Origin of the sequence: Oceanimonas baumannii (assembly GCF_002245495.1) — a bacterium.
GTDB classification, from domain to species: Bacteria; Pseudomonadota; Gammaproteobacteria; order Enterobacterales; family Aeromonadaceae; genus Oceanimonas; species Oceanimonas baumannii.
The window spans coordinates 30,365-55,581 of sequence record NZ_NQJF01000003.1; the positions used below are offsets into that span (position 1 = coordinate 30,365).

The window sequence follows — 25,217 nt, forward strand, 5'->3', positions numbered from 1 at the left end:
AAAAAACCTGCAACAGGGATTACAAAGCGGGAAATCGCTCCCATCTGGCAGTCTCCTGGAGCATGGGCTCCTGATAATAAAAATTGGCTATATTATTGAGCTGCCATGCTTTTTTTTCAAGAACACATTTGTTCTTATTGACGGTAGATTACTTTATTTAAAACAAAAAAATGTGCTCCAGCATGCTGGAGCACATTTTAAATATGACATTAATTAATTAGTTGCTTTTCTTGCCACCAAGCAAACCACCCAGCAGGCCCGGCTTGTCTTCGGTGCCACCCAGCAGGCCGCCGGTCAGACCATCTACGGTGCCGGTAACGGTGCCTACCAAGCCGCCTTCACTGCCTCCGACCAGGCCACCGCCTTCGCCGCCGCCCAGCAGACCACCGGTCAGGCCATCTACGGTGCCGGTCACGGTGCCTATCAGGCCGCCGTTTTCACCGCCACCCAACAGACCGCCGCCTTCGCCGCCGCCCAGCAGGCCGCCGGTCAGACCATCTACGGTACCGGTTACGGTGCCGACCAGGCCGCCGTTTTCACCACCACCCAGCAGACCGCCGCCTTCGCCGCCGCCAAGCAGGCCGCCGGTCAGGCCATCTACGGTGCCGGTCACGGTGCCGACCAGGCCGCCGTTTTCACCGCCACCCAGCAGACCACCACCTTCGCCGCCGCCCAGCAGGCCGCCGGTCAGACCATCTACGGTACCGGTCACGGTGCCTACCAGGCCGCCGTTTTCACCGCCACCCAACAGACCGCCGCCTTCGCCGCCGCCCAGCAGGCCGCCGGTCAGACCATCTACGGTACCGGTTACGGTGCCGACCAGGCCGCCGTTTTCACCGCCACCCAACAGACCGCCGCCTTCGCCGCCGCCCAGCAGGCCGCCGGTCAGACCATCTACGGTACCGGTTACGGTGCCTACCAGGCCGCCGTTTTCACCGCCACCCAGCAGACCGCCGCCTTCGCCGCCGCCCAGCAGGCCACCGGTCAGACCATCTACGGTACCGGTTACGGTGCCTACCAGGCCGCCGTTTTCACCGCCACCCAGCAGACCGCCGCCTTCGCCGCCGCCCAACAGGCTACCGCCACCCAGCAGACCACCATTTTCACCGTCGCCAAGCACGCCACCCAGCAGGTCATTCACACCACCCACTACGGGAGTCAGCGCACCCTGCTCACCAATCAGACCATCAGTCACAGTACCAACCACTTCCAGGCTGCCCCCGGTACCGGTGAGACCTTCAACTACAGAAGTAATCGGTGCCAGCAGGCCATCGGTCGGGCTGACCAGACCATTGGCCAGATCATTCACCGGGCTTAACGCGGTGCCACCAGTCAGGGTGGATACGGTGCCCTGCACATCATTAATGGTGCCAGTACCGATATCACCGGAGGCAAGCTCGTTGGTCAGCCCGTTAACGGTGTCATTCAGACCACCGACCAGACCACCGGCCAGATCCGTGACCGGAGACAGTGCCGGCTCATTCAGTAAGTCGTTAACAATGCCGGTGACCGGTGACAAAGCACCATTGTCGCCCAGCAGACCATTGGTCAGATCACCTACTGGCTCAAGCACACCGCCGGTGCCGGTAATTCTGTCCAGGGTGCCGGTGACCGGGGACAGCAGGCCATCCTCAGGGCCGGCCAGGTTATTAACCAGATCGTTGACCGAAGACAGGCTGCCATCTCCGGTGATCTGAGAAACCACGCCCTGTACATCAGTCACGGTTCCGGTGCCGACAGTGCCTGCAGTAAGCGTATCGTTAACAAGGCCAACCACGGGTGACAGGGTACCGTCGGGACCCAGCAGACCATTGGTTAAATCACCTACCGGAGACAGCACTCCATCAGAATTGGTGAGGCCATCAACAATGCCGGTGATCGGAGACAACACACCGGTTTCACCGTCTACCAGGTTATTCACCAGGTCTGAAGCCGGATCCAGCACACTTCCGTCGGTCACACCGCCTACCGCATCCTGTACATCACTGATCACACCACCGTTAGCAATGGTGCCGTTGTCACCGCCGCCGTTGTCACCGCCGCCGTTGTCGCCGCCGCCGTTGTCGCCGCCGCCGTTATCACCGCCGCCGTTATCACCGCCGCCGTTGTCGCCGCCGCCGTTATCACCGCCGCCGTTGTCGCCGCCGCCGTTGTCGCCGCCGCCGTTGTCGCCGCCGCCGTTATCACCGCCGCCGTTATCACCGCCGCCGTTATCACCGCCGCCGTTATCACCGCCGCCGTTATCACCGCCGCCGTTATCACCGCCGCCGTTATCACCGCCGCCGTTATCACCGCCGCCGTTATCACCGCCGCCGTTGTCGCCGCCGTCGGGCTGAGAGGTTCCCGGATTATTGCTGGCAAGCTCAGTACTGGTGTTACCGGCACAACCTGATGCGCCGGACAGTGCCAACAGTAACGCGAGTGCCGTTGCACACTTCCTTGTTTTAAATTCGTGATTGAACGCTTTCATACTCAGACTCCCGGGAACCATAAAATATTATTCAGCCTTTCAACCCTGCGAACCGACCTGGTAAACACAGCATTTAAAAGCCCATAAACTTAGCGTTATTAAAGGTGGGAGAGTAAAGTACGGCAACGCTCGAATTAGTATTAGTCACATAGTAAACCCTTTATATTCATTAGCTTAACGTTTAAAGGGAGGCTATAATGACGACTCACGGGAGTTACGGGCCGTATAACAATGAAAAATAGATATTTATCCCATATTCCTTGCCACCGCAAGGTTAAAGGCGCTGCCAGCATAGAAATGGCTATCGTCTTTATGCTGATATTCAGCCTTTTTTACGGAATAATAAGTTACGCCATTCCACTTATTCTCGGCGCAGCCTATCAACAACTTTCTGCCGAGGTTTTACGTAAATCAGTAAGCACTTCAGATATATACCTTTACCGTGCCGATACTGCTGATGACAAGATTGATAACATTCTCATCGAGGCTGAAACGCTGTCACAAAAAATTATTGCCGACTCCTGGCTGCCGGAAAAATGGACGTATCGCTGTGAAGGCTACGGTGACAATGTGCTGAGTGTGTCTGCTGATGGCAGCGAGTGGAAAGCCTGTGTTCGTCATGCCAAGCCGACAGCCATTATGCCGGTAATCTCCTTGCTGGGGTTTGAAATTCCTCAGCTGCCCGATGAAATAAAAGGCGAAGCCAGCCTGCGTATCCGATAGCCGAGGAACCCATGAACAGACTAACTGCATTCAGGCAGCGTGGTGCCTTCAGTATTCTTGCCGCCGGCACGCTGCTGCTGACACTGGGCTGTACTATGCTGGTGATGGACACCGGCCGGCTGTATATGGAACAACGCAAGCTGCAAAAACTGGCCGACACCGCCGCCCTGGAAAGTATTGCCCGCCTGAACAGCGGCCGCTGCGCCGATGCTCCCGATACCGTACAAACCTATGCTCAGGAAAATGCCACTCGCAATGGCTTTCTGGCACAAGACAGCCAGTCGATAGCCACCCAGTGTGTCAGAATCGATATTAACGACGGCCTGAGAACACCGGTTGCCGATGCCAGTGGCCATGCCGTGGAGGCATTTGCGACCGAAACCGTGCCCGCCAGCCTGGTGTTCCGTGCCGGCAAGATGCTGGGCCTGTCGGATAAAAACGAAATTACCCTGAAGGCCACCGCCGTGGCCGAACGCGAAGGCGGAGCCCCTACCGCAACCTTTACCCTCGGAGCAGAATTGCTGCGGCTGGATAACAGCAAATTACTGGGCCAGCTACTTAAAGTGGTTGGTGTGGATGCAGACAGGTTAACCGTGCTGAACTCCAATGGACTTGCCGATGCCAGCATTACTCCTTCCGGCCTGTTAAAGGCACTGGGCATTGAAGCCTCCATTTACGAACTGAAAGCCCTGTCACCACAGGGGCTGGTGGATCTGGTGGATACTCAGGTAGGGTTACTTGGCATCGACAGGCTGATTGATGTCTCTCTGGAAGTGATTTCCGACAATGTACTGAAAGCAGAGCTTGAGGCCCTGCGACTGGAAATTCTCAGTAACCCCCTGTTAAAAGATGTGCAGCTGTCGCTGTTCGGCACCGAAGATATGCCGGGACTGATTACCCTGGCCTCCGCCCCCGATGGCACCCTCGGGCCAGCACTGGATGCTGGCGTTAATCTGGGCGACTTGCTGGGCACCAGCATTCTGATTGGTACCAGTGAGCGAGCCCTGGAGATTCCTGAACTGAACGTCCTTGGTCTGGCCAAAGTGCAGCTGGGCATTGTAGAGCCACCCACCATTGCCGTGGGGCCGGTGGGCACCAAAGCCTATAATGCCCAGGTTCGTCTGTATGTGGATATTGACAGTAATAAGTTGTTGGGGGGCGCTTTAAGCTGGTTAACAGACACTGTGCTGGGGCTGCGGGTACACCTCCCGCTGACCGTTGATGTCACCACAGCCCAGGCCGAGTTTATTTCGGCCCAGTGCACCGAAACCCCGCCCACCGCCACCTTTGAAGTCAATTCAAGCGTGCTGAATACCTGCATTGGCGAGATGCCGGCAGCCAATCGCTGGTCCGGCTCTGCCCGCTGTGAAGACAATCTGCAAACTACAGATCCACTAGTCAAGATAGCCCACTTCATCAAGCTATCAGGTAAAACTCATATTGAAGGGCTTTCCTATATTGAAGAGACCGAGCCGCTGGCCGAAGGAGATATTTATTCTACTTCACCCAATCCGCTGGCCTTGGGTAATACCGTGGAAAATATTGTGCTTGGCCTGCTGGACTTGCTGGCAGGTGTATTCCGCCCGCCCCAGCTGGTGGAAGATTCAGATCTTGACTATCTTGGAGCAGACCAAGATCAGCAGATCGCTGAACTGGCTACCCAGTACCTTGAGGCTACCAAGGTAAATGGCTTTTATAACGTAAATAATGTCACCGACCTGGTACTGAATGGCAGTGCAGAAAAAGACCCGGAAACCGGTGAGCCGCTGGTACCACCACTGGCTAATGAAGACTGGTTTCTGGAAAAGAGTATACCAGGCACCTGGCTTGTTGGAGCCTCTCATCCTTCCACATGGGAAGATGGTACCTTTAGTGAAGCCTTTAAAGCTTACACATCAAAACCCTATGGGTTGCTCGATGTGATCGGTATTCCAACTTTGGGCAATGGTTACTGGTCTTGCGCTGGATTACTAAGCTCATTGCTAAGCTGGAACCAGTGTGTGGACCATAACCTGACCCGGTTATTGCAAACCAAACCCGGTGGCATTGATCTTTCTTCCGGCAGCGATGCCGACGGCCTTCTGGATCTGCAGTCCGATACCTTTACCTGCACAAATGGTGGCTTGCTCTGCATATTACTGAAGCCGGTACTGGCATTGCTTAAACCTATTCTGAATGGTGTGGGTGCGCTGCTGGATACTCTGCTGGCGGATGTGCTCGGACTTGAACTCGGCCGCTCGGATCTGCATCTGCAAGAACTGAACTGCGGTGCGCCGCGACTGGTGAACTGATGAAACTGCATGCATCCCAAACGCGTCAGAAGGGCGCAGTGGCCATTGAGTTTGCCGCTCTGTTTGTGCTGTTTTTCAGCCTGTTGTTTGGCATTGTGGCTTACAGCCTGCCGATATTACTGGAGATCAGCTTTCGCCATATCAGTACACAAGCCGGCCGGGAGGTATTGCGGGTAGATCCCGCCGCTGCCAACTACCCCGCTTTGCTCAGCCGGCAGGTCACTAACGCGATTAATAATAGCTGGTTACCCGCAGGCTGGCGTACGGGCAACTGCCCGGCCCCGGACAGTGGCCACACCTGGCAACCTTTGCCATCCCATGAAGGCAATCCGGTGTTCGGACACTATGCGGAGGATGATGACGAGCGTCTGCTGCATGTCTGTCTGCAACGCGTTTATAACCCGCAAGGGCCTGAAAGCAGCCGGGCCATTATTCCCCATATCGAGCTGGCCGGCATCAGTATCCCTACCCTGCCCAAAAATGAACAGGGAGACGTGGTATTAAAAGGCGAAAATATTACCCGGTTATAAGACGTTGAAAACAAGCAGGCTGCTTTCAGGCCTGCTGTTACACCTGCCGTTTGGGTAATTATTTGAAAAACTTACCACTCCCCGAAAGGATCAGCTATCGAGATAGCGCCCCAGCATAAGTTCACGCTCGCGCTGGCATTCAGCCAGATAGATGGCGGCGGCGATTTGCGTTTTATTGTGATATTCATCGATGGCCCGGGACACCATACGTTCCAGGGTCTTGTCATTTTTGGCCATACGAAATTTACGCAGCCAATACATCTTGTCTTTCAGTTGCTGCTCTGGAGCCGTGTGTTCGTTCATTAATGAATGGATTCCAACAGGAAGAAAATAAATGGCCGAAGCCTGACAGTAAGACGATTAAAAACAATAAATAGTTCCCGCGCCCGGCGCGGGAACATCTGGCTCAGCGAGCTCGCGGCACAAAGCCAACAGCATCATACACGCGGTCGAGGGTTTTCACCGCTTTTTCGCGGGCTTTATCGGCACCCAGCGTTAATACCCTGCGCAGTTCGGTTTCATCTTCACGCAGTTCATGAAAGCGCTGCTGAATAGGCGTCAGCATGTCGAGCACTGCATCGGCCGTTTCGGTTTTCAGATGACCATACATCTTGTCTTCAAAATGCTGCTCCAGTTCGGCCACAGAGCGGCCACTGGCACCGGACATCAGGGTCAGCAGGTTGGACACCCCCGGCTTGTTCTCGGGGTCATAGCATACCCGGGGCGGATCTTCCGAGTCGGTTACCGCACGCTTCAGCTTTTTGGCAATCTTTTTGGGATCTTCCAGCAGGCCGATAAAGTTATTGGCGTTGTCGTCCGACTTCGACATTTTTTTGGTGGGCTCCTGCAAACTCATAATGCGAGCACCGTCTTCGGGAATAAAAGGCTCAGGTACGGTAAAGACATCACCGTAAAGCTGGTTAAAGCGATACGCAACATCCCGGGTCAGCTCCAGATGCTGCTTCTGATCGTTACCTACCGGCACCTGATTGGCCTGATACAACAGAATATCGGCCGCCATTAATGCCGGATAGGTAAACAGACCGGCATTAATATTTTCGGCATAACGACTGGACTTGTCTTTGAACTGCGTCATCCGCGACAGTTCGCCAAACTGGGTATAACAGTTAAGCACCCATGCCAGCTCGGCGTGCTCGGGCACATGTGACTGAATAAAAATGGTACTTTGCTCTGGCTTGAGGCCTATGGCCAGATAAAGCGCGGCAGCATCCAGACAGGCCGCACGCAGAGCTTGCGGATCCTGACGCACGGTAATGGCGTGCATGTCCACGATGCAATACAGGCAGTCGTAGTCCTGCTGCATTTTTACCCACTGGCGCAGGGCGCCCATATAGTTGCCAATGGTCAGCTGGCCCGAAGGCTGGGCACCGCTGAATACGACGGATTTAGCCATGTGATTCCTTGTGGTGTATTTGGTTAAAGCTTAAGTATTGAAGCCAGACCGGCAAAGTCATCCAGCACCCAGTCGGGCTGGCTGTCGGCAATGGAGCGGCCATAATTGTAGCCGTAGGTCAGCCCGGCAACGGCCATGCCTGCGGCCTTGGCGGCCAGCACGTCATTTTCGGAGTCGCCTACCATCAGGCTGCGGGCCGGACTGATATCAAGCTGCCGGCACACATGCAGCAAGGGAGCCGGGCTGGGCTTCTTTTCGGCCAGGCTGTCACCGCCCAGTACCAGTTCAAAATGACTGCCAAGTCCAGCGGCCGCCAGAATACCTGGCACAAAACGATAGGGCTTGTTGGTTACCAGCGCCATGCGCATACCCGACGCACGCACTTGCTCAAGGGTGCTGAGCACGCCGGGATAAAATACCAGTGACCCATCGGCATGGTTGGCGTAGGCCTCATCAAACATGCTGCGGGCCTGTTGCTGCAGTGCTGCATCGGGAGCCTGCCCCAAAGCAGCGGTCAACGCCCGCTGCACCAGCATATCGGCACCATTGCCAACCCAACCGCGCACGGCATTAACAGACTGAGTGGCGAGTCCGAGCTTGCTCAGCATGGCGCTGATGGCATCGGCCAGCTGAGGCACGCTGTCGATTAAGGTGCCGTCGAGGTCAAACTGAACAAGATCAAAGTCAGCCATGAGCAGCGGCCAGTTCACGGCGCATGTCGTCAATCACCGCTTTATAGTCAGGCTGGCTGAAAATCGCCGAGCCGGCCACAAACATATCGGCACCGGCTGCGGCAATTTCCCGGATATTACCCGGTTTAACACCGCCATCAATTTCCAGACGAATATCACGACCACTTTCATCAATGCGCCGGCGGGCTTCACGCAGCTTGTCGAGCGTACCCGGAATAAAGGACTGGCCGCCAAAGCCGGGGTTCACCGACATTAGCAGGATCACGTCGACTTTATCCATGACGTAATCGAGATAGCTGAGCGGTGTTGCCGGGTTGAATACCAGACCGGCCTGACAACCCTGTTCACGAATAAGGCCCAGGGTGCGGTCGATGTGCTCGGATGCTTCCGGATGAAAGGTAATGATGGAGGCACCGGCTTTGGCAAAGTCAGGAACCAGGCTGTCTACCGGCTTGACCATCAGATGGACATCGATAGGGGCAGTGATACCGTAGTCACGCAGCGCCTTGCATACCATGGGGCCAATGGTGAGATTAGGTACATAGTGGTTGTCCATCACATCGAAATGCACCACATCCGCACCGGCTTCCAGTACCCGGGCAACATCGTCACCCAAACGGGCAAAATCGGCCGACAGAATGGAAGGTGCAATTAAAAAGTCTTTCATCGGGGTTCCCTTGAGCGCAAAAAACGTTCCAATTCTACCCCTTTGACGGGCTGTAAGCTATCGGCTGTAAGCCATAAGAAAAGACTAATATTCTGAAGATACAACGCTGTGCCTGAAGGTAAGAGGTTTAACTGACAGCTTACGGCCTACACTTACGGCTTACAGCTCCCCCAAAGGGGATCAGGAGTGAACCATGAACTGGAAGCACAGATTACAGGCAGTGCTGGCAGCACTTTTCGGCGTGCAGTCGGAACAACACCGGCGCATGCAGTTTTCCGGCAGCCCATGGCCTTACATCACGCTGGGAGTGGTGTTTATTACCTTGTTTGTGCTGATGCTGCTGGCCGTGGTGAAATGGGTGCTGCGGTAAACCAGGATGTCAGCGGAACAACGCCAGCAGTTCGTTAACCTTCTGGCGGTTGTGGCCATGGCGGCTGATGGTGCGCTTTACCGATACAACATCCAGGCTGGCATCCCGGTAAAGCTCCCGGGTAAGCGGAATGTCGTGGTTACTGATCAGCACAGGGACTCCCCGGGCGGCGGTTTCGCGGGCCAGCCGTGCGAGAATGGCCTGGTCATCCAGAGTAAAGCCATTGGCGGCATAAGTAGTGAAACTGGCGGTACTGGACAGCGGCGCGTAAGGCGGATCACAGTAAAACACCTGATCGGATGTCGCGTTGGCAAACACCTGATCGTAGCCCTGACAGATGAAAGTCGCCTTTTGCGCTTTTTCCGCAAAAAACCACAGTTCTTTTTCGGGGAAATAGGGCTTTTTGTAGGATCCAAAAGGCACATTAAAGCCCCCTTTACGGTTGTAGCGGCATAGACCGTTATAGCCATGGCGGTTCAGATACAAGAACAGCAGTGCCCGCCGCCCGCTTTCCTGCTCCTGATTAAACTCATTACGCAGGCCGTAATAGGCAGTTTTGTCGTTATTGGCAGGCACAAACAACCCCGCCGCCTCTCGCACAAAAGCATCGGGCTGTGTTTTCAGCAGTTGATAAAGGTTGATTAAATCAGCGTTAATATCCGCCAGCACATAGGCATCGAAATTGGAGTTCAGAAATACTGAACCGGCACCCACAAAGGGTTCAACCAGGGTGCCCGCTTCGGGCAGACAGCGGTTGATGTTTTCCACCAGCCCGTATTTTCCGCCGGCCCATTTAAGAAAGGCGCGGGTTTTCGTGAGTGTTGCCATGCTTACCGGACCCGGGACGCAAATAAAGGGCGCGCATTGTAACCCCATGAGGGTGTCATGACTATGGGGTGGCCTCTTTTTGCACCTGACCAAAAGGCTTGGGCCAGGGCTTGGCAGCACGCAGCTCTGCCGGCAACGAACCAATCGCCGCTCTGGCCTGCTCCGCTGAAGCAAAGTCGCCATGTACCAGCACATACCAGGGCTGGCCATTAAGCGTGCGTGAATACACCCAGGCCGGTGACAGCCGGTGACGGGAAACCAGTTGATTAAGCGCGCCCTGATCACGACTGGCCATCAATTGCAAGGTGTAGTGCCCGGCCTCTTTTTTCGACAGTGCCATCCTGGTGTCTGTCGTTTTCGGCTGCGTATTTTGCGGCTTACTGGCAACCTGCTCTTTCACTGCCGTTACCGTTTTACGTTGCATCAGCTGGCTGACGACTTCATCGTCGATCACCACCCGCTCTTTACTGCTGTCATCGGGCGATGCCACCACCTGAGGTGAAACCGTAGGGGATTCGGGAAGAGGCTCAACCGGCCAGTCACTGACCAGAGATCCGGCCTTGGTCTCGCTGCCGGCCGACGGCTGTGCCGGTTCGGCAGGCAGGGTCAAAGCCGGTGCCGGTTCGGCAGGCAAGGGCTCAGCCTGAAATGGCTGAGAAACCTGTGCCGGCGGCGTATCCTTACCGACCAGCAGAGCGATAACAATGCCAAGCCCGATCAGAATAAGGCCTGTCAGCAAAATTTTAACGGGTTTCTGCTCCAGCCACTGACGGTATTCTGGTGTTTTCATGCTTACCTCCGTGCCGCTCGTAAGATCCCCGGGATAACGCAGCCCGGCAAGCAGGTCATCTGCCGGAGCTATATCGCAGAGGGTGCATAACTGCACTTTATCTTCTTCGCTCAGCTCGGGAACTTCAAGCTCAAGCACCGGCATCTGCTGTGTTTGCAACAGACTGCGTACCCCACTGGCCCAGGACGGCAACCCCAGCAGCACCATAAAAGGACGCTGCTCGGGCAGCAGCGCCAGACTCATGCTGGCCAGCTCCTGCAGTTGCGGATCCGTCAGCCATTGCGCATTATCCACCACCAGCAGGCGCTTGCCCGCCGCTGCAGGCTGCAAACGGGTAACCGAATCGACCAGCAGGTCGTCGGCATCGAATACCGCTCCGGGGAACCATTGCTCCAGCAATGCTTCACGAAACACGGTCTGACTGGTGATCAGACGGGCATCCAGCACGACCGGTGTCAGCAGATCACTTTGTTGCGCCAGCAAACCGGCCAGCGTAGATTTGCCCGCGCCTTTGGGGCCGGACACCAGCGCCAGCTCATGGTCAAGCCGTGCAAGATGCAGCAGCCGCTCAAGCAACTGCTGTTGTGAAGAGAGGGTAACGATAGTGCCGGCCGCCACTCTGCTGCCTTAGTCCAGCACTTGTGCCAGCTGGGCTTCGGTGACATCACTGACCACCTGTGCCCGGCCTATGCCCTGAGGCAAGACCAGCCTGAGCTGACCGGCCAGTACTTTTTTATCCCGCATCATGTGCGGCAGATAGTGTTTAAGGGTCATTTGCTCCGGCCCCGTTACCGGCAGCCGCGCTTGCTCCAGCAGCGCCTGTACTCTGGCCACCTCAGCCTCGCTCATGTCACCGCGCAGACGGGCTGTATGACAGGCCTGCATGGTACCGGCGGCCACCGCCTCACCGTGCAGCCAGTTGCCGTAACCCATTTCCGCCTCAATGGCATGGCCAAAGGTATGCCCCAGATTCAACAGCGCACGCACGCCATGCTCCCGTTCATCACAGGCCACCATATCGGCCTTGATTTCACAGCAGCGGCGAATGGCGTAAGACAACGCCTGCGTATCCAGCTGTTGCAAGCGCGTCAGATTCTGTTCAAGCCAGTGAAAAAAGTCCGCATCCCAGATAATGCCGTACTTGATCACTTCGGCCAGGCCGGCCGCAAACTCCCGCTCCGGCAAGGTGTTCAGACAGTCGGTATCGATCAGCACCAGTTCTGGCTGATAGAAAGCCCCTATCATGTTTTTACCGAGAGGATGGTTAACCGCGGTTTTGCCCCCGACGGAAGAGTCAACCTGTGCCAGCAGCGTGGTAGGCACCTGAATAAAGGGGACTCCTCGCTGATAGCAGGCAGCAGCAAAACCGGTGAGATCACCGATAACTCCCCCACCCAGAGCGACCAGCGTGGTATCGCGGCCGTGACCGCTTTCCAGCAGTTTTCCCATCACCTGATTAAAGGTGTCCAGGCTTTTAAACTGCTCGCCATCGGGCAACACCAGACTCTCTGTCTCAAGGGGAGCCAACGCAGCCAGCAGCGGCTCAAGATAGAGCGGTGCCACGACCTCGTTGGTGATGACCAGCACTTTTTTGCCCTTAACAGCGCCCTTAAGCAGGGCACTGCCGGCCATCAGGCCGCTGGCAATATGAATGGGATAGCTGCGCTCTCCCAGGTTGACGGTTAACCTTTCCATGGAGCTTCTCCGGGTTTACAGGCCGATAAGTTCAACAATCTGGTTGGCTACCAGCTTGGCGCTTTGCTCATCGGTGCGCACCACATAATCGGCCACTTCCTGATAAAGCTCATTACGCTCAGTGGCCAGGCGCTCCAGCACCTCTCGGGGCTGCTCTTCGGTTTGCAGCAGCGGACGGCGCTTGTCTTTTTGCACCCGGGCGAGCTGTTTTTCTACCGTTGTTTCCAGGTAGACCACTATCCCCCGGGCCGACAGCCGGTTGCGGCTTTCACGGCTTTTCACCGAGCCACCGCCGGTGGCCAGCACGATGCCCTGCATCTCGCTCAGCTCATTGATAACCTTTTCTTCGCGTTGACGAAAACCTTCTTCGCCTTCTACATCAAACACCCAGCTGATATCGGCACCGGTGCGGCGCTCGATTTCCTGATCGGAGTCATAAAACTCCATGTGCAGTTGCTGCGCCAGGTATTTGCCGATGGTGCTCTTGCCCGCACCCATGGGCCCCACTAGGAAGATATTGCGTTTTTCAGCCATGTTGCACGAAATTCTCACAAACAAATGCGCCCCACGAACACCGCGGGGTCGACGATGAACCTAACCTTGATTTTCTGAAACTGGACGCCGGATTATCGCAACTGCGCCGGCAACTGGCAAGGAGCAGACAGCCGGAGCTTGAATCCGGCCGTAAATCCTCAAATGTTATCGTGCACGATACGGGGGGTAACGAAGATAATCAATTCCCGCTTACGATTGGTGTCGGATGTACTTTTAAACAAGTGTCCGACCACCGGAATATCTCCCAGCACCGGGACCTTGCTGACCCGGCGCAACATATCCTGCTGATAAATCCCACCAAGTACCAGGGTTTCACCATCGTTCACCAATACCTGAGTGGTGACCGACTGGGCATTGATGGAGGGTACCTGAGAGCCGTCTGCCTGAGGAATAAACTCTCCCACGCTGTCCTGAGTAACGACCAGATCAAGTACCACCCGTTGATCGGGGGTGATTTGCGGGGTGACATTAAGGCTCAAAAAGGCCTCGGCAAATTCCACATTGGTGCCGCTGTCACTGACGGTACTGTAAGGAATTTGCACCCCTTGCTGGATAACCGCCGGTTTCTGGCTGGAGGTGGTCACCCTGGGGCTGGCAATAATTTCAGCCCGGTTTTCCCGCTCCAGTGCGGCCAGTTCGAGATCGAGAATGGCATCGCCGGACAGTTTGGCAATTTGCAGGCCAATGGATCCCCCCTCACTGGCCAGGGGCAGATTAACATTAAAATTACCGTCGGTCTGATTGTGCTGGCCACGGGTGTCATTGCGGTATTCCCAGTTAATGCCCAGCTCCTCTTCCAGCCCTTCATTAATGGTGACCATGCGTGCTTCAATCACCACCTGCTTGATGGGTATGTCGAGCAGCGCCAGCATACGGTGAACATTATCAATATTTTCCCGGGTTTCCCTGATAACCAGCATGTTGGTTCTGTCGTCTACGGCAATAGCACCCCGTTCCGACAGCAGTCGGGTATTCTCGTTGGTAAGCAACGCCACCACATCGGCGGCCCGGGCATAGTTAACCTGCAAAAACTCAGTTTCTAGTGGGGCCAGCACTTCTCTCGCCTGACGGCTTTCCAGCTTTTTTTGCTCCTGCAGGGCCAGCTCTGCCGCCGGTGCCACCAGCAGAATATTGCCATTAATCCGCTTATCCAGGCCCCGCACCTGCAAAATGGTGTCCAGTGCCTGATCCCAGGGCACCTGTTCCAGTCGCAGGGTCAGGCTGCCCTGTACCGAGTCGGTGGTTACCAGATTAAAACCGTTAAAATCGGCAATCAGCTGCAGGGCTGTTCGTACCGGAATATCCTGAAAATTCATGGAAATGGGTTTACTTCCGTGATGGCGGCGGTGTTCTGTTACCCTGGCAGTTACCGGTGCCCTGACTGGCGGCGGTTCTGTTGCAGCGGCCGCATTCACCGCAGAGCCCAGCAATACCCGAAGTACCTTCCCTTCTTTCTGTACCCGGCGAGGCAACTGGTGCGGCATGGGAACAATGACTTCCAGTGCGTCATTGAAGCGGCGAATATCAACGGCAGGAATACCTTGCCGCTCAATGGGAATATGGTGATCTTCAAGCACCGAACTGGCACCGGGCAAACGCAGGATCAAGCCGGCAGGCTCCTCCATCCGTCGTTCAATCACCACGGGAGGCAGATCAAACACCATTTCCAGCATCAGCTGATGGGACGTCATCGGGCTCACCCGGACGGCTTCCAGGGTAATGGCCAGCGCTGGCTGCGATATCAGCCAGAGCAACATGGCAGTAATCCATGTCGCCGGCCGGCGGGCGTTGGTGTTTTCCATAAAACGCACTCCCTGCTGAATTATTCTCAGATTTTTCTCATTATTGACTGCTCACCAGCGACAAGGCAGTTTCGCGGCGTATCCAGCAGCCCCGGCCGTCAGGCACGTATTCTGTCAGTGAAACCTGCTCACGAGTAATGGCGGTTATTTCACCCTGATTGAAACCGAGCCGGTCTCCGGTTTTAACCGGATGTGTTGCACCATCGGGAGTCGATATCAGGGCTCTGATAATGCCGGCATTCTGCAACGTTCCCCGCATGGACAGGCTCTCCAGCGAATAACGCTCCAGAGGGTGCTTGTCACGTCCGGCATCGGGCCGGGCACACTTTCTGGGATCTTCTGTCTGGCTGGTGATACCTTCCGGACGGGGTGCAACGAAAGGGCTGCGCTGGCTGACAGGCGCATAAGGCTCAGGAAAATAGCTGCTGACCGTCGGAATGGGCTCGGGTACCGTTGCCGGACGGGAACGTACTTCAACCACATATTGCCGCAAATCCTCCTGCTCGCTGCAGGCACTGACAGTCAGTAACAGCAGCAGCCACATCCCTCTCATTGCACCTCCTGCCCGTTATATTTATAGGTTTTGGCCAGCATGCTCATACTGAGCTGTTCGTTACCCTTCTGACTGAGGCTGAAACTGTCGAGGATGACAATACGCGGTAAGGCAGCCACATCGGCCACAAAGCGCCCCAACTGATGATAGTTGCCACTGACAATAATGCGCATGGGCAGCTCGGTAGAAAATGGCCCCGGCTGCTCGGTTTCCCAGTTAATGCGCTCAATACGCAGCCCGTTGCCGGTGGCAATAAAACTGATATCGTCCAGCAGTCCGGCCACTTCCAGCTGACTGGGCAGTTTACGCAGTTCATTTTCCAGCCGTGCCTGCAGGGCGTTCAGCTGCTTTTCATACGCCGGCAAGGCCGCAGCCTGTGCGGACTTGGTTTCAAACATCCTTTTCAGGTTACCTTCCTGCGCCCGGGCCTGTTCCAGCTGAGCCTGGCTGCTGCTGAGCATAAACTGCCACCCTGCCCCTGCCAGTAACAGGCAGGCGAGCACGATGGTGAATGCTCTGACCGGTCCCGGCCACTGGCCGATATGTTCAATATCCAGCTCACTCAGGTTCAGCTCCTGCCAGTTCATGGTTCCTCTCCTTCCGGGGCAACGTTCACGCTCATGGAGAACTGACTGAGCTCAACGGGGCCGGCATCGGTTACATAAATAGAGGACAGCCGGGGCTCGGTCAGCCAGCGACTGGCCTCCATACTACGCAGCATGGAGGCCACACGCGGATACGCCTCGGTTTTTCCGGCCAGTTCAATACGGTTGCGAGTCACGTTCAGCGAGCTGAGATAAACACCGGGTGGCACCAGACCAGGCATCTGATTAAACAGGCGGATCGAAAAAGTACGTCGGTGTTGAAGCTGATCGATCAGCCGGACACGATCCAGCAACTGATCCCGCTGATAGCGAATGGTACTGATCTCCCCCAGCGCCTGATCCAGCCTGATAATTTCCATTTGCAGAAAACGGTTACGTTCCTGCTGCAGGGCAGTGAGCTGACCAATCCGAACGTTGACCAGCAGTATGACGACCAGCGTCATGGCGGCGGCAATGGCCAGTTGAGTAAAAAAACGCCTTTTCTGCCGGGCTTTACGTCCTTCCCGCCAGGGCAGCAGGTTTATACTGGACATGGCTTAAAGCTCCTCAATGCCAGTCCCAGCGCGGTGGTGCAGGCCGCCGCACCGGGATAATCATTCTCTTCCCCGCCCAGCAGTCGTTCAAAACGGGGCTTCAGTACCGGAATGGACAGCTCCTGCTCCAGTACCGGTGCCAGCTGTAACAGCTGACTGCCGCCGCCACTGAGAAACAATGCCTGAGGCGGCTGGGTGCCGGTACCACTCTGAAAGATCTGCAAATTCCGGCGCAGATGCTGTAACACGCTGGTAATGTGCTGCTGTTCGGCTTCTTCACGCAAGGCCGGCGGTAACGTGTGCTCAAGTTTTACGGTTTCGGCCTGCCCTTCCGGCATGGCGGTCAGCTGACTGAGTTCGCGGGTAAAGTGGGCTCCACCAAAATTCTGTAGCCGGCTGTGAATAATCTCGCCATGCTCCAGTACCCCAAAGCTCAGACATTCAGCACCAATATCGGCCAATGCCAGCCGCTGAATGCCGGGTAACTCCGTCACCAGCAGCGCCTGAGCGGCCCGTGCCAGCGCATGGATACCAATATCCACCACCACGGTATTCCAGCCAGCCAGCTGCAAGGCGGACACGCGGGTGGAAATGCTTTCGGTGCGGGCGGCACTGAGCAGTATGTTTTCACGATCCGGACGCTGCAGGTTGGGTCCGAGACGCTCAAAATCGAGACTGATTTCTTCCAGCGGGAAAGGAATGTGCTGACCGGCTTCAAGCATAATCAGATTTTCCAGCTCATCTTCTGCCAGTCCCCGGGGGAGCGCGATAATTTTGCTGGTAACATTGCTGCCGGTGACCGCCGTGGCGACGTTGCCGATACCCGTACCCAGCTCACGACGCAGGCGTTTAAGCGCTTCCCCGACCGCAGGAACATCCTGTAACTGATGGTCGGCAATGCTCTGCGCCGGGGTGGGTATAATGGCCATGGCAGCCAGCTGCATCCGTTCCGGCAGCCCTTTCAGCACCACCGCCTTCAGGTTGGCGGTGCCAAAGTCCACCCCGACTACCCACTGAGTATCCCGCATTCCGAACAGGCTGAACATGAGTATCCATACCCTTGTTTTTATTGGTATCTGTAAGCTTAGACGGACCCGAAAGTAATTTTTACTTTTGGCTAAATATAGCCAAAAGCGCTCGAACATAATGCCGCTCACAGGATATACTTCGCGGCCATTGGTTAAAAAATGATTTACCGGGTTTACTTACATGTTTAAATGGCTCATCCGCCTGCTCAGCCTGGCCTTTTTGCTTGGCCTGTCCGGCATGGTTGCACTCTTTGTGTTATATCAGCAAATCAGTGCCGATTTGCCCGACGTTTCTGCGCTGAAAGAAGTTCGTCTGGAAACGCCCATGCGTATTTACAGCCAGGATAATGAACTGATTTCACAGTATGGTGAGCAACGCCGTACTCCTGTGGCCATCCATAATATGCCTCAGCAGTTGATCGATGCTTTTCTGGCTACCGAGGATGCCCGTTTCTATGAGCATCCCGGTATTGACCCTGTCGGCATCGTCAGAGCTGCCATGGTCTGGTTCACCACCGGTGAAAAGCGCCAGGGGGCCAGTACCATCACACAGCAGGTGGCCCGCAACTTTTTCCTGAGCCGGGAAAAAACCATCGTGCGCAAAGTGAAAGAGATTTTTCTGGCCCTGCATATCGAAAAGCAACTGAGCAAGGACGAAATTCTTGAGCTGTACCTGAACAAGATCCCGCTGGGCCATCGCTCTCACGGTGTGGGCGCTGCCGCTCAGGTGTATTACGGCAAAGACCTGCCGGAGCTGACTCTGGCTGAGATGGCCATGATTGCCGGCTTACCCAAGGCTCCCTCTATCCTCAACCCCATCAGCCATCCGCGCCGGGCAGAAGAACGGCGGGCCGTGGTGCTGGGACGTATGCTGGAAACCGGAAAAATCACTCGGGCTCAATATGATGACGCTATGGCTGCACCGGTGAAAGCCCGCTATCACGGTGCCGAAATTACCCTGAGTGCTCCCTATTTGGCAGAAATGGCCCATCAGTTTGCACTGAACATGTTCGGTGAAGAAGCCTATATCCGGGGACTGAATATTTATACCACCGTGCACGCTGACGAGCAGCAGGCTGCCAATGAAGCGCTGATTAATGGCTTGCTGAGCTATGACTTACGCCATGGCTACCGCGGCCCGGTCGCCACCCTGTGGCAGGGTGAAAACGCCTGGGGTAGTGAGCAGATTGAACAGCACCTGGATGAACAGCCACGCTACTGGCCACTTGAGCCAGCAGTAGTACTGAAGGTAAATGAGCGCAACGCTACCGTTTTTATCAAAGACAAGGGTGAAACCGAACTAAGCTGGGATGGCCTGAAGTGGGCGCGCGCTTATATTGCCGATAATCGCCAGGGCAGAGCGCCCAAGCGCGCCAGTGAGATCCTTAACGCCGGCGAGCAAATCTGGGTTCGTCCTCAGGAAGACAGCTGGATGCTGGGCCAGTTACCCGATATCAACGGCGCACTGGTCGCACTGGAGCCCCAAACCGGTGCGGTTACCGCCCTGACCGGTGGCTTTAACTTTACCCTGAACAAATTTAACCGGGTAGACCAGGCCGAACGCCAGATGGGTTCCAATATTAAACCCTTTATTTATTCCACCGCCCTGGACCAGGGCTTTACCCTGGCCAGCCTGGTGAACGACGCCCCCATTAACCACTGGGATGCAGGCAGCGGCAGTTCCTGGAAGCCGCGTAATTCACCCAATGTATATGATGGCCCTATCCGGGTTCGTGAGGGTCTAGCTCGCTCCAAGAACGTGGTGTCCATCCGGTTGCTGCGCGACAGTGGCATTGCCAACGCCATGCAGAGGCTGAATGATTTTGGCTTTGATACCGACCAGATTCCTGCCACCGAAAGCCTGGCGCTCGGTTCTCCGTCGGCCACGCCGCTGCAGATGGCGGCCGGTTATGCGGCCTTTGCCAATGGCGGCAACAGGGTGTCACCTTTTGTGGTTGAACGCATTGAAGATGCCAACGGGCTGGTGTTGTATCAGGCCGCCCCCGAGCAACAGCGCATTATCAGTGAAGAAAATGCCTTTCTGATCAGTTCCGCCCTGGGCTCTGCAATCCAGGGCGGCACGACTGCCGGCCGTCGCTGGAATGGCACCGGCTGGCGTGCCGGACGAGCCCTGGGCCGCCGAGACATTGGCGGTAAAACCGGCACGACGAATGACTCCCGGGATGCCTGGTTCTCGGGCTTCAACCCGAACCGGGTGGCCACTGCCTGGGTTGGCTTTGATGACTTTGGCCGGCCTCTGGGCCGCACCGCTTATCACCCCAACCTGGGCCGTGATCAGATGGCCGGTGGTGAATTCGGCGGCAAAACAGCACTGCCCATCTGGACCGATTACATGAAGGTGGCACTGTCACATTTTCCGGAACAAAAGCGCACTGTACCCGCCGGCATGGTATCGGCCACCATCGATACCAGTACCGGCCTGCTGAGCAACAAGGGGAGTACCGAGTATTTTGTTAAAGGCACCGAACCTCAGCGGTACAGCCGACCGGGCAGCCACCAACAGTTCGGCGGAACCAGCGTTACCGATGAACTGTTCTAAACAGGCATGGTCCATCCGGACATAAAAAAGGCTGTCCATGATAGTAATGCCACTCCCTTAAGGTGAGTGGCATTTTTCTTTCTGGCTGAAAGATGCTCTTCTGCACCTTCAGCCCCCTTCGCCCTCACCTCCTCCAGATGGAACTGCTTTGCCTGTTTTTCTGGAGCTAAGTAGCCCTCGGCATGCTACCTGGTACCACGCTGAGGAGATGGGTCAGTTTGAAGATGATGCAGGATGACGCCTCCCTGCAGTTAAACTGATTGAAGCACATCGCCGGTAGCGCATGCCCCATTGACAGCAATGACAGACCTGAATGGTGTCGGGGTCGATCACATCAGAAAAGCGATGGAATGCAGCGGTACAGTTGAGGGAAGTCGGACAAATGCCACTGAAGGCGACATAAAAAAATCCGATGACCAGTGATCATCGGATTTTGTCAGAGATGCAAGATCAGTAAGTGGCTCCTTAACTGATTGGCATTAGCCCATCGCAGCCCTGTTTATTCTCTTGTGATAAACATCAATCAGGCCAGGTCTTCCAGGCCTACGATCAGCCAGGGGGAGTTGGGCTGGGTCAGATCCCGCTCCAGGTGCCAGATTTCATTGATGTCCTGCTCAACATTCTCTGCGCTGTCGCGATAGCGACCGCTGAACTTCAGGCTGACCTGAGCCTGATAAGATGTGTGATCGGCACGCACCAGCTCAGCATCAACAAACATCACCTCGGTATGCTGGTCACCGCTCAGGGTGGCACGTTCACGGCTCAGCTCAGCAAACAGCTCAGGAGACATGTATTCACGCATTTTATCCAGGTTGTTCTGGTTCCAGGCTTCCTGCAGCGTACGGTAATGCTCACGGGAACCCTGCAAAAATGCCTGCATATCAAAGCCGGGAGGCAGATCAAAAGGCACATCACTCTGGCCAAAGCCGCCGGTGGCACCGGCAACCGGTGCCTGTTGCGGTGCTTCAAAGCGCTGAGGGCCGTTATAGGCTGGCTGCTGTTGCTGCGCTCTACCTCGGCGCAGCGCGCGGAACAGCATAACAGCACCAAAGGCCAGACCGGCGATCAGCAGAAAGTCCATGAACTGAAAGCCTTCAAAGGCTCCGGAGCCAAGCAAGGCGGCGAACAGGCCGCCGGCCAGCAGGCCACCGAGCAGACCGCCCATCAGGCCGGACTTTTTGGACTGGGGCTGAGTCTGAGTGGTGCTGTTACGATTGATGTTCTGCTGAGTCGGCTGCGCCGGTGCCGTTTTGAACGACTTGCCGACAGAACGGCTGCCGCCGCTCATTTTGCGGGCTTCAGCATCAAAAGCGGTGGTGGTCAGGCCCACCGCAAAAAGCAGAGTAAACAGGGCAAGCAATTTGCGCATGATAATTTCCTTGGTTAACGGTCTGGCAACATCCTAATGCAGTGACATGTTATGTCAACTTCTCAGTCAGACAACTTTGAACCTTTTAGTTACAGACAAAAATTCCGATAATGATGTTTTGGTCAACCAGTGAGAATTCCGATGACAGACAAGACCACCGCCAGGTCCGATCAGGCCGTAGCCCAGCTGAAAATGCCACCCCACTCCTTTGAAGCGGAACAGTCCGTGTTGGGCGGCCTGCTGCTGGACAATAACGCCTGGGACAGAGTGGCGGAGAAAGTCTCGGATACCGACTTTTACAGCCGGCCTCACCGGCTGGTGTTCCAGGCCATGCAGCGGCTGAGCCAGAGCGGCAATCCTATCGACCTGATCACCGTGCAAGAAGAACTGGAGCGCCATGAAGCCCTGGAAACCGTGGGTGGTTTCTCTTATCTGGTGGAAGTGGCCAAAAACACCCCCAGTGCTGCCAATATCGGTGCCTATGCCGATATTGTACGGGAGCGTGCAGTAGTGCGTGAAATGATTGCGGTGGCCAACGAGATTGCCGAAGCCGGCTTTGATCCTCAGGGGCGCAGCTCATCCGACCTGCTGGATCTGGCAGAAAGCCGGGTATTCAAGATTGCCGAAAGCCGTACTAATGCCAATGAAGGCCCCCAGCCGCTACGGAACCTGCTGGAAAAGACGATCGATCGCATAGAAGATTTATTTAAAAATCCTCATCAGGGCATTACCGGAGTCTCTACCGGATACAATGATCTGGATAAAAAAACTGCCGGACTGCAGTCTTCCGATCTGATTATAGTGGCAGCCCGACCTTCTATGGGTAAAACCACTTTTGCAATGAATCTTTGTGAGCATGCTGCACTAACAAATGACAAACCTGTGCTCATATTCTCCTTGGAAATGCCATCTGAGCAGATTATTATGCGGATGCTTGCCTCCTTGGGACGAATCGATCAAACCCGCATTCGGACCGGGCAACTGGATGATGAAGACTGGGGCAGATTGTCTTCCACCATGGGCATGTTGCTGGAGAAAGGTCAGCTTTATATAGACGATTCCTCCGGCCTGACGCCCACCGAAGTCCGCTCCCGTGCCCGGCGTGTGGCCCGCGAGCACGGTGGTGTCAGCATGATCATGATTGACTATCTGCAATTGATGACGGTGCCCAGCCTGTCCGATAACCGGACCCTGGAGATTGCCGAAATCTCCCGCTCACTGAAAGCCCTGGCCAAGGAGCTGGAAGTGCCGGTAGTGGCACTGTCTCAGCTGAACCGGAGCCTGGAACAGCGGGCCGATAAACGGCCGGTAAACTCGGATCTGCGGGAATCCGGCTCCATTGAGCAGGATGCCGACCTCATCATGTTTATCTACCGGGACGAGGTCTATCACGAAGACAGTCCTGATAAAGGTATCGCTGAAATCATTATCGGCAAGCAACGTAACGGACCTATAGGCAAGGTACGGCTGACGTTTCAGGGGCAATTTTCCCGCTTCGATAACTACGCCGGACCGGATTTCGATGATGATTATTAAGGAGCGAAGATGGATGCACGGGGAGCGGTGGCCCGCATCAGTCTGGAGGCAATACGGCATAACCTGAATGTTGCCAGGCAGCAGGCACCCAACGCCAAGGCAGTCGCCGTGGTCAAAGCCAATGCTTACGGTCATGGTGACTTAACTGTGGCGGCAGCACTGGAGCAGGATGCCGACATGTTTGCCGTGGCCCGGTTTGAAGAGGCCCAGCGGCTGCGCGCCGGCGGTATTCAGTTGCCCATATTGTTGCTGGAAGGTTTTTTTAATATTCCTCAACTGGAGTATGCCGCACGGCATGACTTTCATGTCTGTGTTCACAGCCATGATCAATTGGCCGCACTGGAACGCACTCCCCTGTCGGCCCCGATAACCGTGTGGGTAAAAATCGATTCAGGCATGCACAGGGTCGGCTTTGCTCCGGAAGAGGCCGAAACGGTATTTTCCCGGCTGGCTGAACTGCCTGCCGTGGTGCAGCCGGTCAATGCCATGACCCACTTTGCTCGTGCCGACGAACCCGACAACCGGGCCGTAACCGATGAGCAGATTGCCAGTTTCAAGGCGGCGACCCAGGGCCGGGTAAAACACACTGCCCTGTGCAACTCCGCCGGCGTACTGGCATTTCCCGATGCCCATGCCGACTTTATCCGCCCTGGTGTGATGCTGTATGGCATTACTCCCTTCGGCGACCAGCAAGGCACCGACTTTGGTCTGCGTCCGGCCATGAATTTCACCACCACCCTGCTCGCGGTCCGCGAACATAAAGCCGGAGAACCGGTGGGCTATGCCGGCAGCTGGGTAAGCCCCAGAGATACCCGTATCGGCGTTATTGCCGTGGGTTACGGTGACGGCTATCCGCGCATGGCACCGGCAGGCACACCTGTACTGATCAATGGCCGCAGAGTACCGCTGGCCGGCCGGGTATCAATGGACATGGCCACGGTAGATTTGGGGCCGGATGCCACCGATAAGGTTGGTGACGAGGTGCTGCTCTGGGGTGATGGCCTGGCGGCAGAGGAAGTTGCCCGCCACGTGGGCACCATTGCCTATGAGCTGGTTACCCGTATGACGGCGCGTCCCCGCCTGGAATACGTCGATTAATTAGCGTCTTCATGTTCCTGAAAGCCCTGCTGTATTCAACAGGGCTTTTTTATTTAACAGACGACAGGCCGAATTAGCAAAGCAGTGACAGGGATTGAGCATTAAATGCCAGAAAAGGCATTTATCCAGTGACCTATGGATGAGTCTGAAGCCTGCCGGAGCATTGATGCTTCGCCTTACACCTCGCGCCACTGCACCGTCCGCTGCCGGAACCATGCCAGCAGCAACAAAGCGGGAATATTCATCACAATGCCATAGAGCAGCACCATCAGCGCCAGCGCCTCGGAATCAAGCTGAGTATATGCCACCACAATGGCAACAGCGGCGTTCTGAATGCCGGTTTCAAATGCCAGACTGCGACAGGCAGCCTGCGTACAGCCGCTCAGCTGCGCCAGCCAGAACCCTGTTACCAGTGCCAGAGCACAGAACAAAACCATTACCAGTGCAGCCAGGCTCAGCAGGGAAGGTAACTGTTCGCGATGACGGGCCACGAGGACGATAAGTAACAGCATAAACATCAGACTCACGGTTTTTTTCAGCCATGGCTGAAACCGCACCACCAGATCACCCCAGTAACGGCGCGCCGTCATCCCTATCGCGACCGGCACAATGCAGATCAGTGCCAGTTGTGCCATGGCCGGGCCCAGCGGCAGAGTCAGCCCAGTATCCTGACGGCCCAGCCACCCCAGTTGCAGCATCACTGCCAGCGGCATCCACAAGGGTGCCAGCAGCCCCACCAGGGCAGTCAGGCTGACCGACAGCGCCGTATCACCGTCAGCCATAAAACTGAACATATTGGAGGTCGCACCGCCAGGTGCCGCCGCGATCAACACCAGCGCAGAGGCCACCAGTGGCGGCAGTGTCAGCAACCAGATCAGGCCCCAGGCAAGTACCGGCAGTAACAACCATTGCAGCGCCAGACCGGTCAGCAGCGAACGCGGCCGGCATAACAAACGGCTGAAATGACGAAGCTCCAGTGTCATGCCCATGATCAGGGTCATCAGTGCCAGCATAACAGGCAGTAACAGGTTGATAAGAGGGTCGGTCATGCCGCACTCCGTACCGGAAAAACGGCATGCTATCACGGTAGTGCCACACGGCACTGATC

23 protein-coding genes are annotated in these 25,217 nt (G+C 55.9%); 7 read left to right on the forward strand and 16 right to left on the reverse strand.

Going from position 1 to position 25,217, the window contains the following annotated elements; genetic code table 11:
- Positions 1-217: 217 nt before the first annotated feature.
- The gene (locus B6S09_RS04020; RefSeq protein ID WP_141201985.1) at positions 218-2,470 is read right to left on the reverse strand and encodes a hypothetical protein; all 2,253 of its coding nucleotides are present in this window, start codon (positions 2,468-2,470) and stop codon (positions 218-220) included.
- A gap of 231 nt (positions 2,471-2,701) precedes the next feature.
- On the opposite strand from B6S09_RS04020, the gene B6S09_RS04025 reads away from it, so the two are divergent.
- Genes B6S09_RS04025 through B6S09_RS04035 form a run of 3 tightly spaced genes read left to right on the forward strand, consistent with a single transcriptional unit; the run spans position 2,702 to position 6,014 of the window.
- A complete protein-coding gene (locus tag B6S09_RS04025; protein ID WP_134113959.1) occupies positions 2,702-3,193 on the forward strand; it encodes a TadE family protein in 492 nt (163 codons plus the stop codon).
- Between the two features lie 11 nt (positions 3,194-3,204).
- Entirely contained in the window at positions 3,205-5,484 is a 2,280-nt protein-coding gene (locus tag B6S09_RS04030; RefSeq protein ID WP_094277227.1) for a pilus assembly protein TadG-related protein, read from the forward strand.
- Entirely contained in the window at positions 5,484-6,014 is a 531-nt protein-coding gene (locus B6S09_RS04035) for a TadE/TadG family type IV pilus assembly protein (RefSeq protein WP_094277228.1), read from the forward strand. The genes B6S09_RS04030 and B6S09_RS04035 overlap by 1 nt, the downstream gene beginning before the upstream one ends.
- Positions 6,015-6,104: 90 nt before the next feature.
- Here the strand turns inward: B6S09_RS04035 and B6S09_RS04040 are convergent, their stop codons facing one another.
- The 4 genes from B6S09_RS04040 to rpe all read right to left on the reverse strand — a co-directional run bounded on the left by B6S09_RS04040 (position 6,105) and on the right by rpe (position 8,787).
- Positions 6,105-6,317, reverse strand: a complete 213-nt coding sequence (locus B6S09_RS04040; RefSeq protein WP_094277229.1) for a hypothetical protein — start codon at positions 6,315-6,317, stop codon at positions 6,105-6,107.
- Between the two features lie 103 nt (positions 6,318-6,420).
- The gene (gene trpS, locus B6S09_RS04045) at positions 6,421-7,428 is read right to left on the reverse strand and encodes a tryptophan--tRNA ligase (RefSeq protein ID WP_094277230.1); all 1,008 of its coding nucleotides are present in this window, start codon (positions 7,426-7,428) and stop codon (positions 6,421-6,423) included.
- A gap of 23 nt (positions 7,429-7,451) precedes the next feature.
- Complete coding sequence (locus tag B6S09_RS04050; protein ID WP_094277231.1) at positions 7,452-8,120, reverse strand: phosphoglycolate phosphatase; 669 nt, start codon at positions 8,118-8,120, stop codon at positions 7,452-7,454.
- Positions 8,113-8,787, reverse strand: coding sequence for a ribulose-phosphate 3-epimerase (rpe, locus tag B6S09_RS04055; RefSeq protein ID WP_094277232.1), 675 nt, complete (start codon positions 8,785-8,787; stop codon positions 8,113-8,115). Before rpe ends, B6S09_RS04050 begins: the two co-directional genes overlap by 8 nt.
- A 193-nt stretch (positions 8,788-8,980) precedes the next feature.
- On the opposite strand from rpe, the gene B6S09_RS04060 reads away from it, so the two are divergent.
- A complete protein-coding gene (locus B6S09_RS04060) occupies positions 8,981-9,157 on the forward strand; it encodes a DUF2970 domain-containing protein (RefSeq protein WP_094277233.1) in 177 nt (58 codons plus the stop codon).
- Between the two features lie 9 nt (positions 9,158-9,166).
- Here the strand turns inward: B6S09_RS04060 and B6S09_RS04065 are convergent, their stop codons facing one another.
- The 9 genes from B6S09_RS04065 to pilM form a co-directional block, all read right to left on the reverse strand.
- A complete protein-coding gene (locus B6S09_RS04065) occupies positions 9,167-9,985 on the reverse strand; it encodes a Dam family site-specific DNA-(adenine-N6)-methyltransferase (RefSeq protein ID WP_094277234.1) in 819 nt (272 codons plus the stop codon).
- 61 nt (positions 9,986-10,046) lie between these two features.
- Positions 10,047-11,393 carry an SPOR domain-containing protein gene (locus B6S09_RS04070; RefSeq protein WP_094277235.1) on the reverse strand — a complete coding sequence of 449 codons (1,347 nt, stop codon included), beginning with the start codon at positions 11,391-11,393 and terminating at the stop codon, positions 10,047-10,049.
- 9 nt (positions 11,394-11,402) lie between these two features.
- Positions 11,403-12,470: a 3-dehydroquinate synthase gene (gene aroB, locus B6S09_RS04075; protein ID WP_094277236.1), complete on the reverse strand. Its 1,068-nt coding sequence runs from the start codon at positions 12,468-12,470 to the stop codon at positions 11,403-11,405.
- A gap of 15 nt (positions 12,471-12,485) precedes the next feature.
- Positions 12,486-13,004, reverse strand: a complete 519-nt coding sequence (gene aroK, locus B6S09_RS04080; protein WP_094277237.1) for a shikimate kinase AroK — start codon at positions 13,002-13,004, stop codon at positions 12,486-12,488.
- A 158-nt stretch (positions 13,005-13,162) separates the two neighbouring features.
- Positions 13,163-14,827 (reverse strand): type IV pilus secretin PilQ, encoded by a 1,665-nt coding sequence (locus B6S09_RS04085; protein WP_243832779.1) that lies wholly within the window; start codon positions 14,825-14,827, stop codon positions 13,163-13,165.
- 40 nt (positions 14,828-14,867) lie between these two features.
- The gene (locus B6S09_RS04090; protein WP_094277238.1) at positions 14,868-15,380 is read right to left on the reverse strand and encodes a pilus assembly protein PilP; all 513 of its coding nucleotides are present in this window, start codon (positions 15,378-15,380) and stop codon (positions 14,868-14,870) included.
- Positions 15,377-15,967, reverse strand: a complete 591-nt coding sequence (locus tag B6S09_RS04095) for a type IV pilus inner membrane component PilO (protein ID WP_094277239.1) — start codon at positions 15,965-15,967, stop codon at positions 15,377-15,379. Before B6S09_RS04095 ends, B6S09_RS04090 begins: the two co-directional genes overlap by 4 nt.
- Complete coding sequence (locus B6S09_RS04100) at positions 15,964-16,518, reverse strand: PilN domain-containing protein (RefSeq protein WP_094277240.1); 555 nt, start codon at positions 16,516-16,518, stop codon at positions 15,964-15,966. The genes B6S09_RS04095 and B6S09_RS04100 overlap by 4 nt, the downstream gene beginning before the upstream one ends.
- Positions 16,506-17,564, reverse strand: coding sequence for a type IV pilus assembly protein PilM (pilM, locus tag B6S09_RS04105; protein ID WP_208321675.1), 1,059 nt, complete (start codon positions 17,562-17,564; stop codon positions 16,506-16,508). Before pilM ends, B6S09_RS04100 begins: the two co-directional genes overlap by 13 nt.
- 163 nt (positions 17,565-17,727) lie before the next feature.
- Here pilM and B6S09_RS04110 point away from each other — a divergent pair, with 163 nt between their 5' ends.
- Positions 17,728-20,106, forward strand: coding sequence for a penicillin-binding protein 1A (locus B6S09_RS04110; RefSeq protein ID WP_094277241.1), 2,379 nt, complete (start codon positions 17,728-17,730; stop codon positions 20,104-20,106).
- Between the two features lie 523 nt (positions 20,107-20,629).
- Here the strand turns inward: B6S09_RS04110 and B6S09_RS04115 are convergent.
- A complete protein-coding gene (locus tag B6S09_RS04115; protein ID WP_094277242.1) occupies positions 20,630-21,475 on the reverse strand; it encodes a Tim44 domain-containing protein in 846 nt (281 codons plus the stop codon).
- A gap of 141 nt (positions 21,476-21,616) precedes the next feature.
- Here B6S09_RS04115 and dnaB point away from each other — a divergent pair, with 141 nt between their 5' ends.
- Together dnaB and alr are read left to right on the forward strand one after the other, a co-directional pair.
- Positions 21,617-23,011, forward strand: a complete 1,395-nt coding sequence (gene dnaB, locus B6S09_RS04120) for a replicative DNA helicase (RefSeq protein WP_094277243.1) — start codon at positions 21,617-21,619, stop codon at positions 23,009-23,011.
- A gap of 9 nt (positions 23,012-23,020) precedes the next feature.
- Entirely contained in the window at positions 23,021-24,109 is a 1,089-nt protein-coding gene (alr, locus tag B6S09_RS04125) for an alanine racemase (protein ID WP_094277244.1), read from the forward strand.
- 176 nt (positions 24,110-24,285) lie between these two features.
- On the opposite strand, the gene B6S09_RS04130 is transcribed toward alr, so the two are convergent.
- Positions 24,286-25,158 carry a bile acid:sodium symporter family protein gene (locus tag B6S09_RS04130; RefSeq protein WP_094277245.1) on the reverse strand — a complete coding sequence of 291 codons (873 nt, stop codon included), beginning with the start codon at positions 25,156-25,158 and terminating at the stop codon, positions 24,286-24,288.
- Positions 25,159-25,217 lie beyond the last annotated feature (59 nt).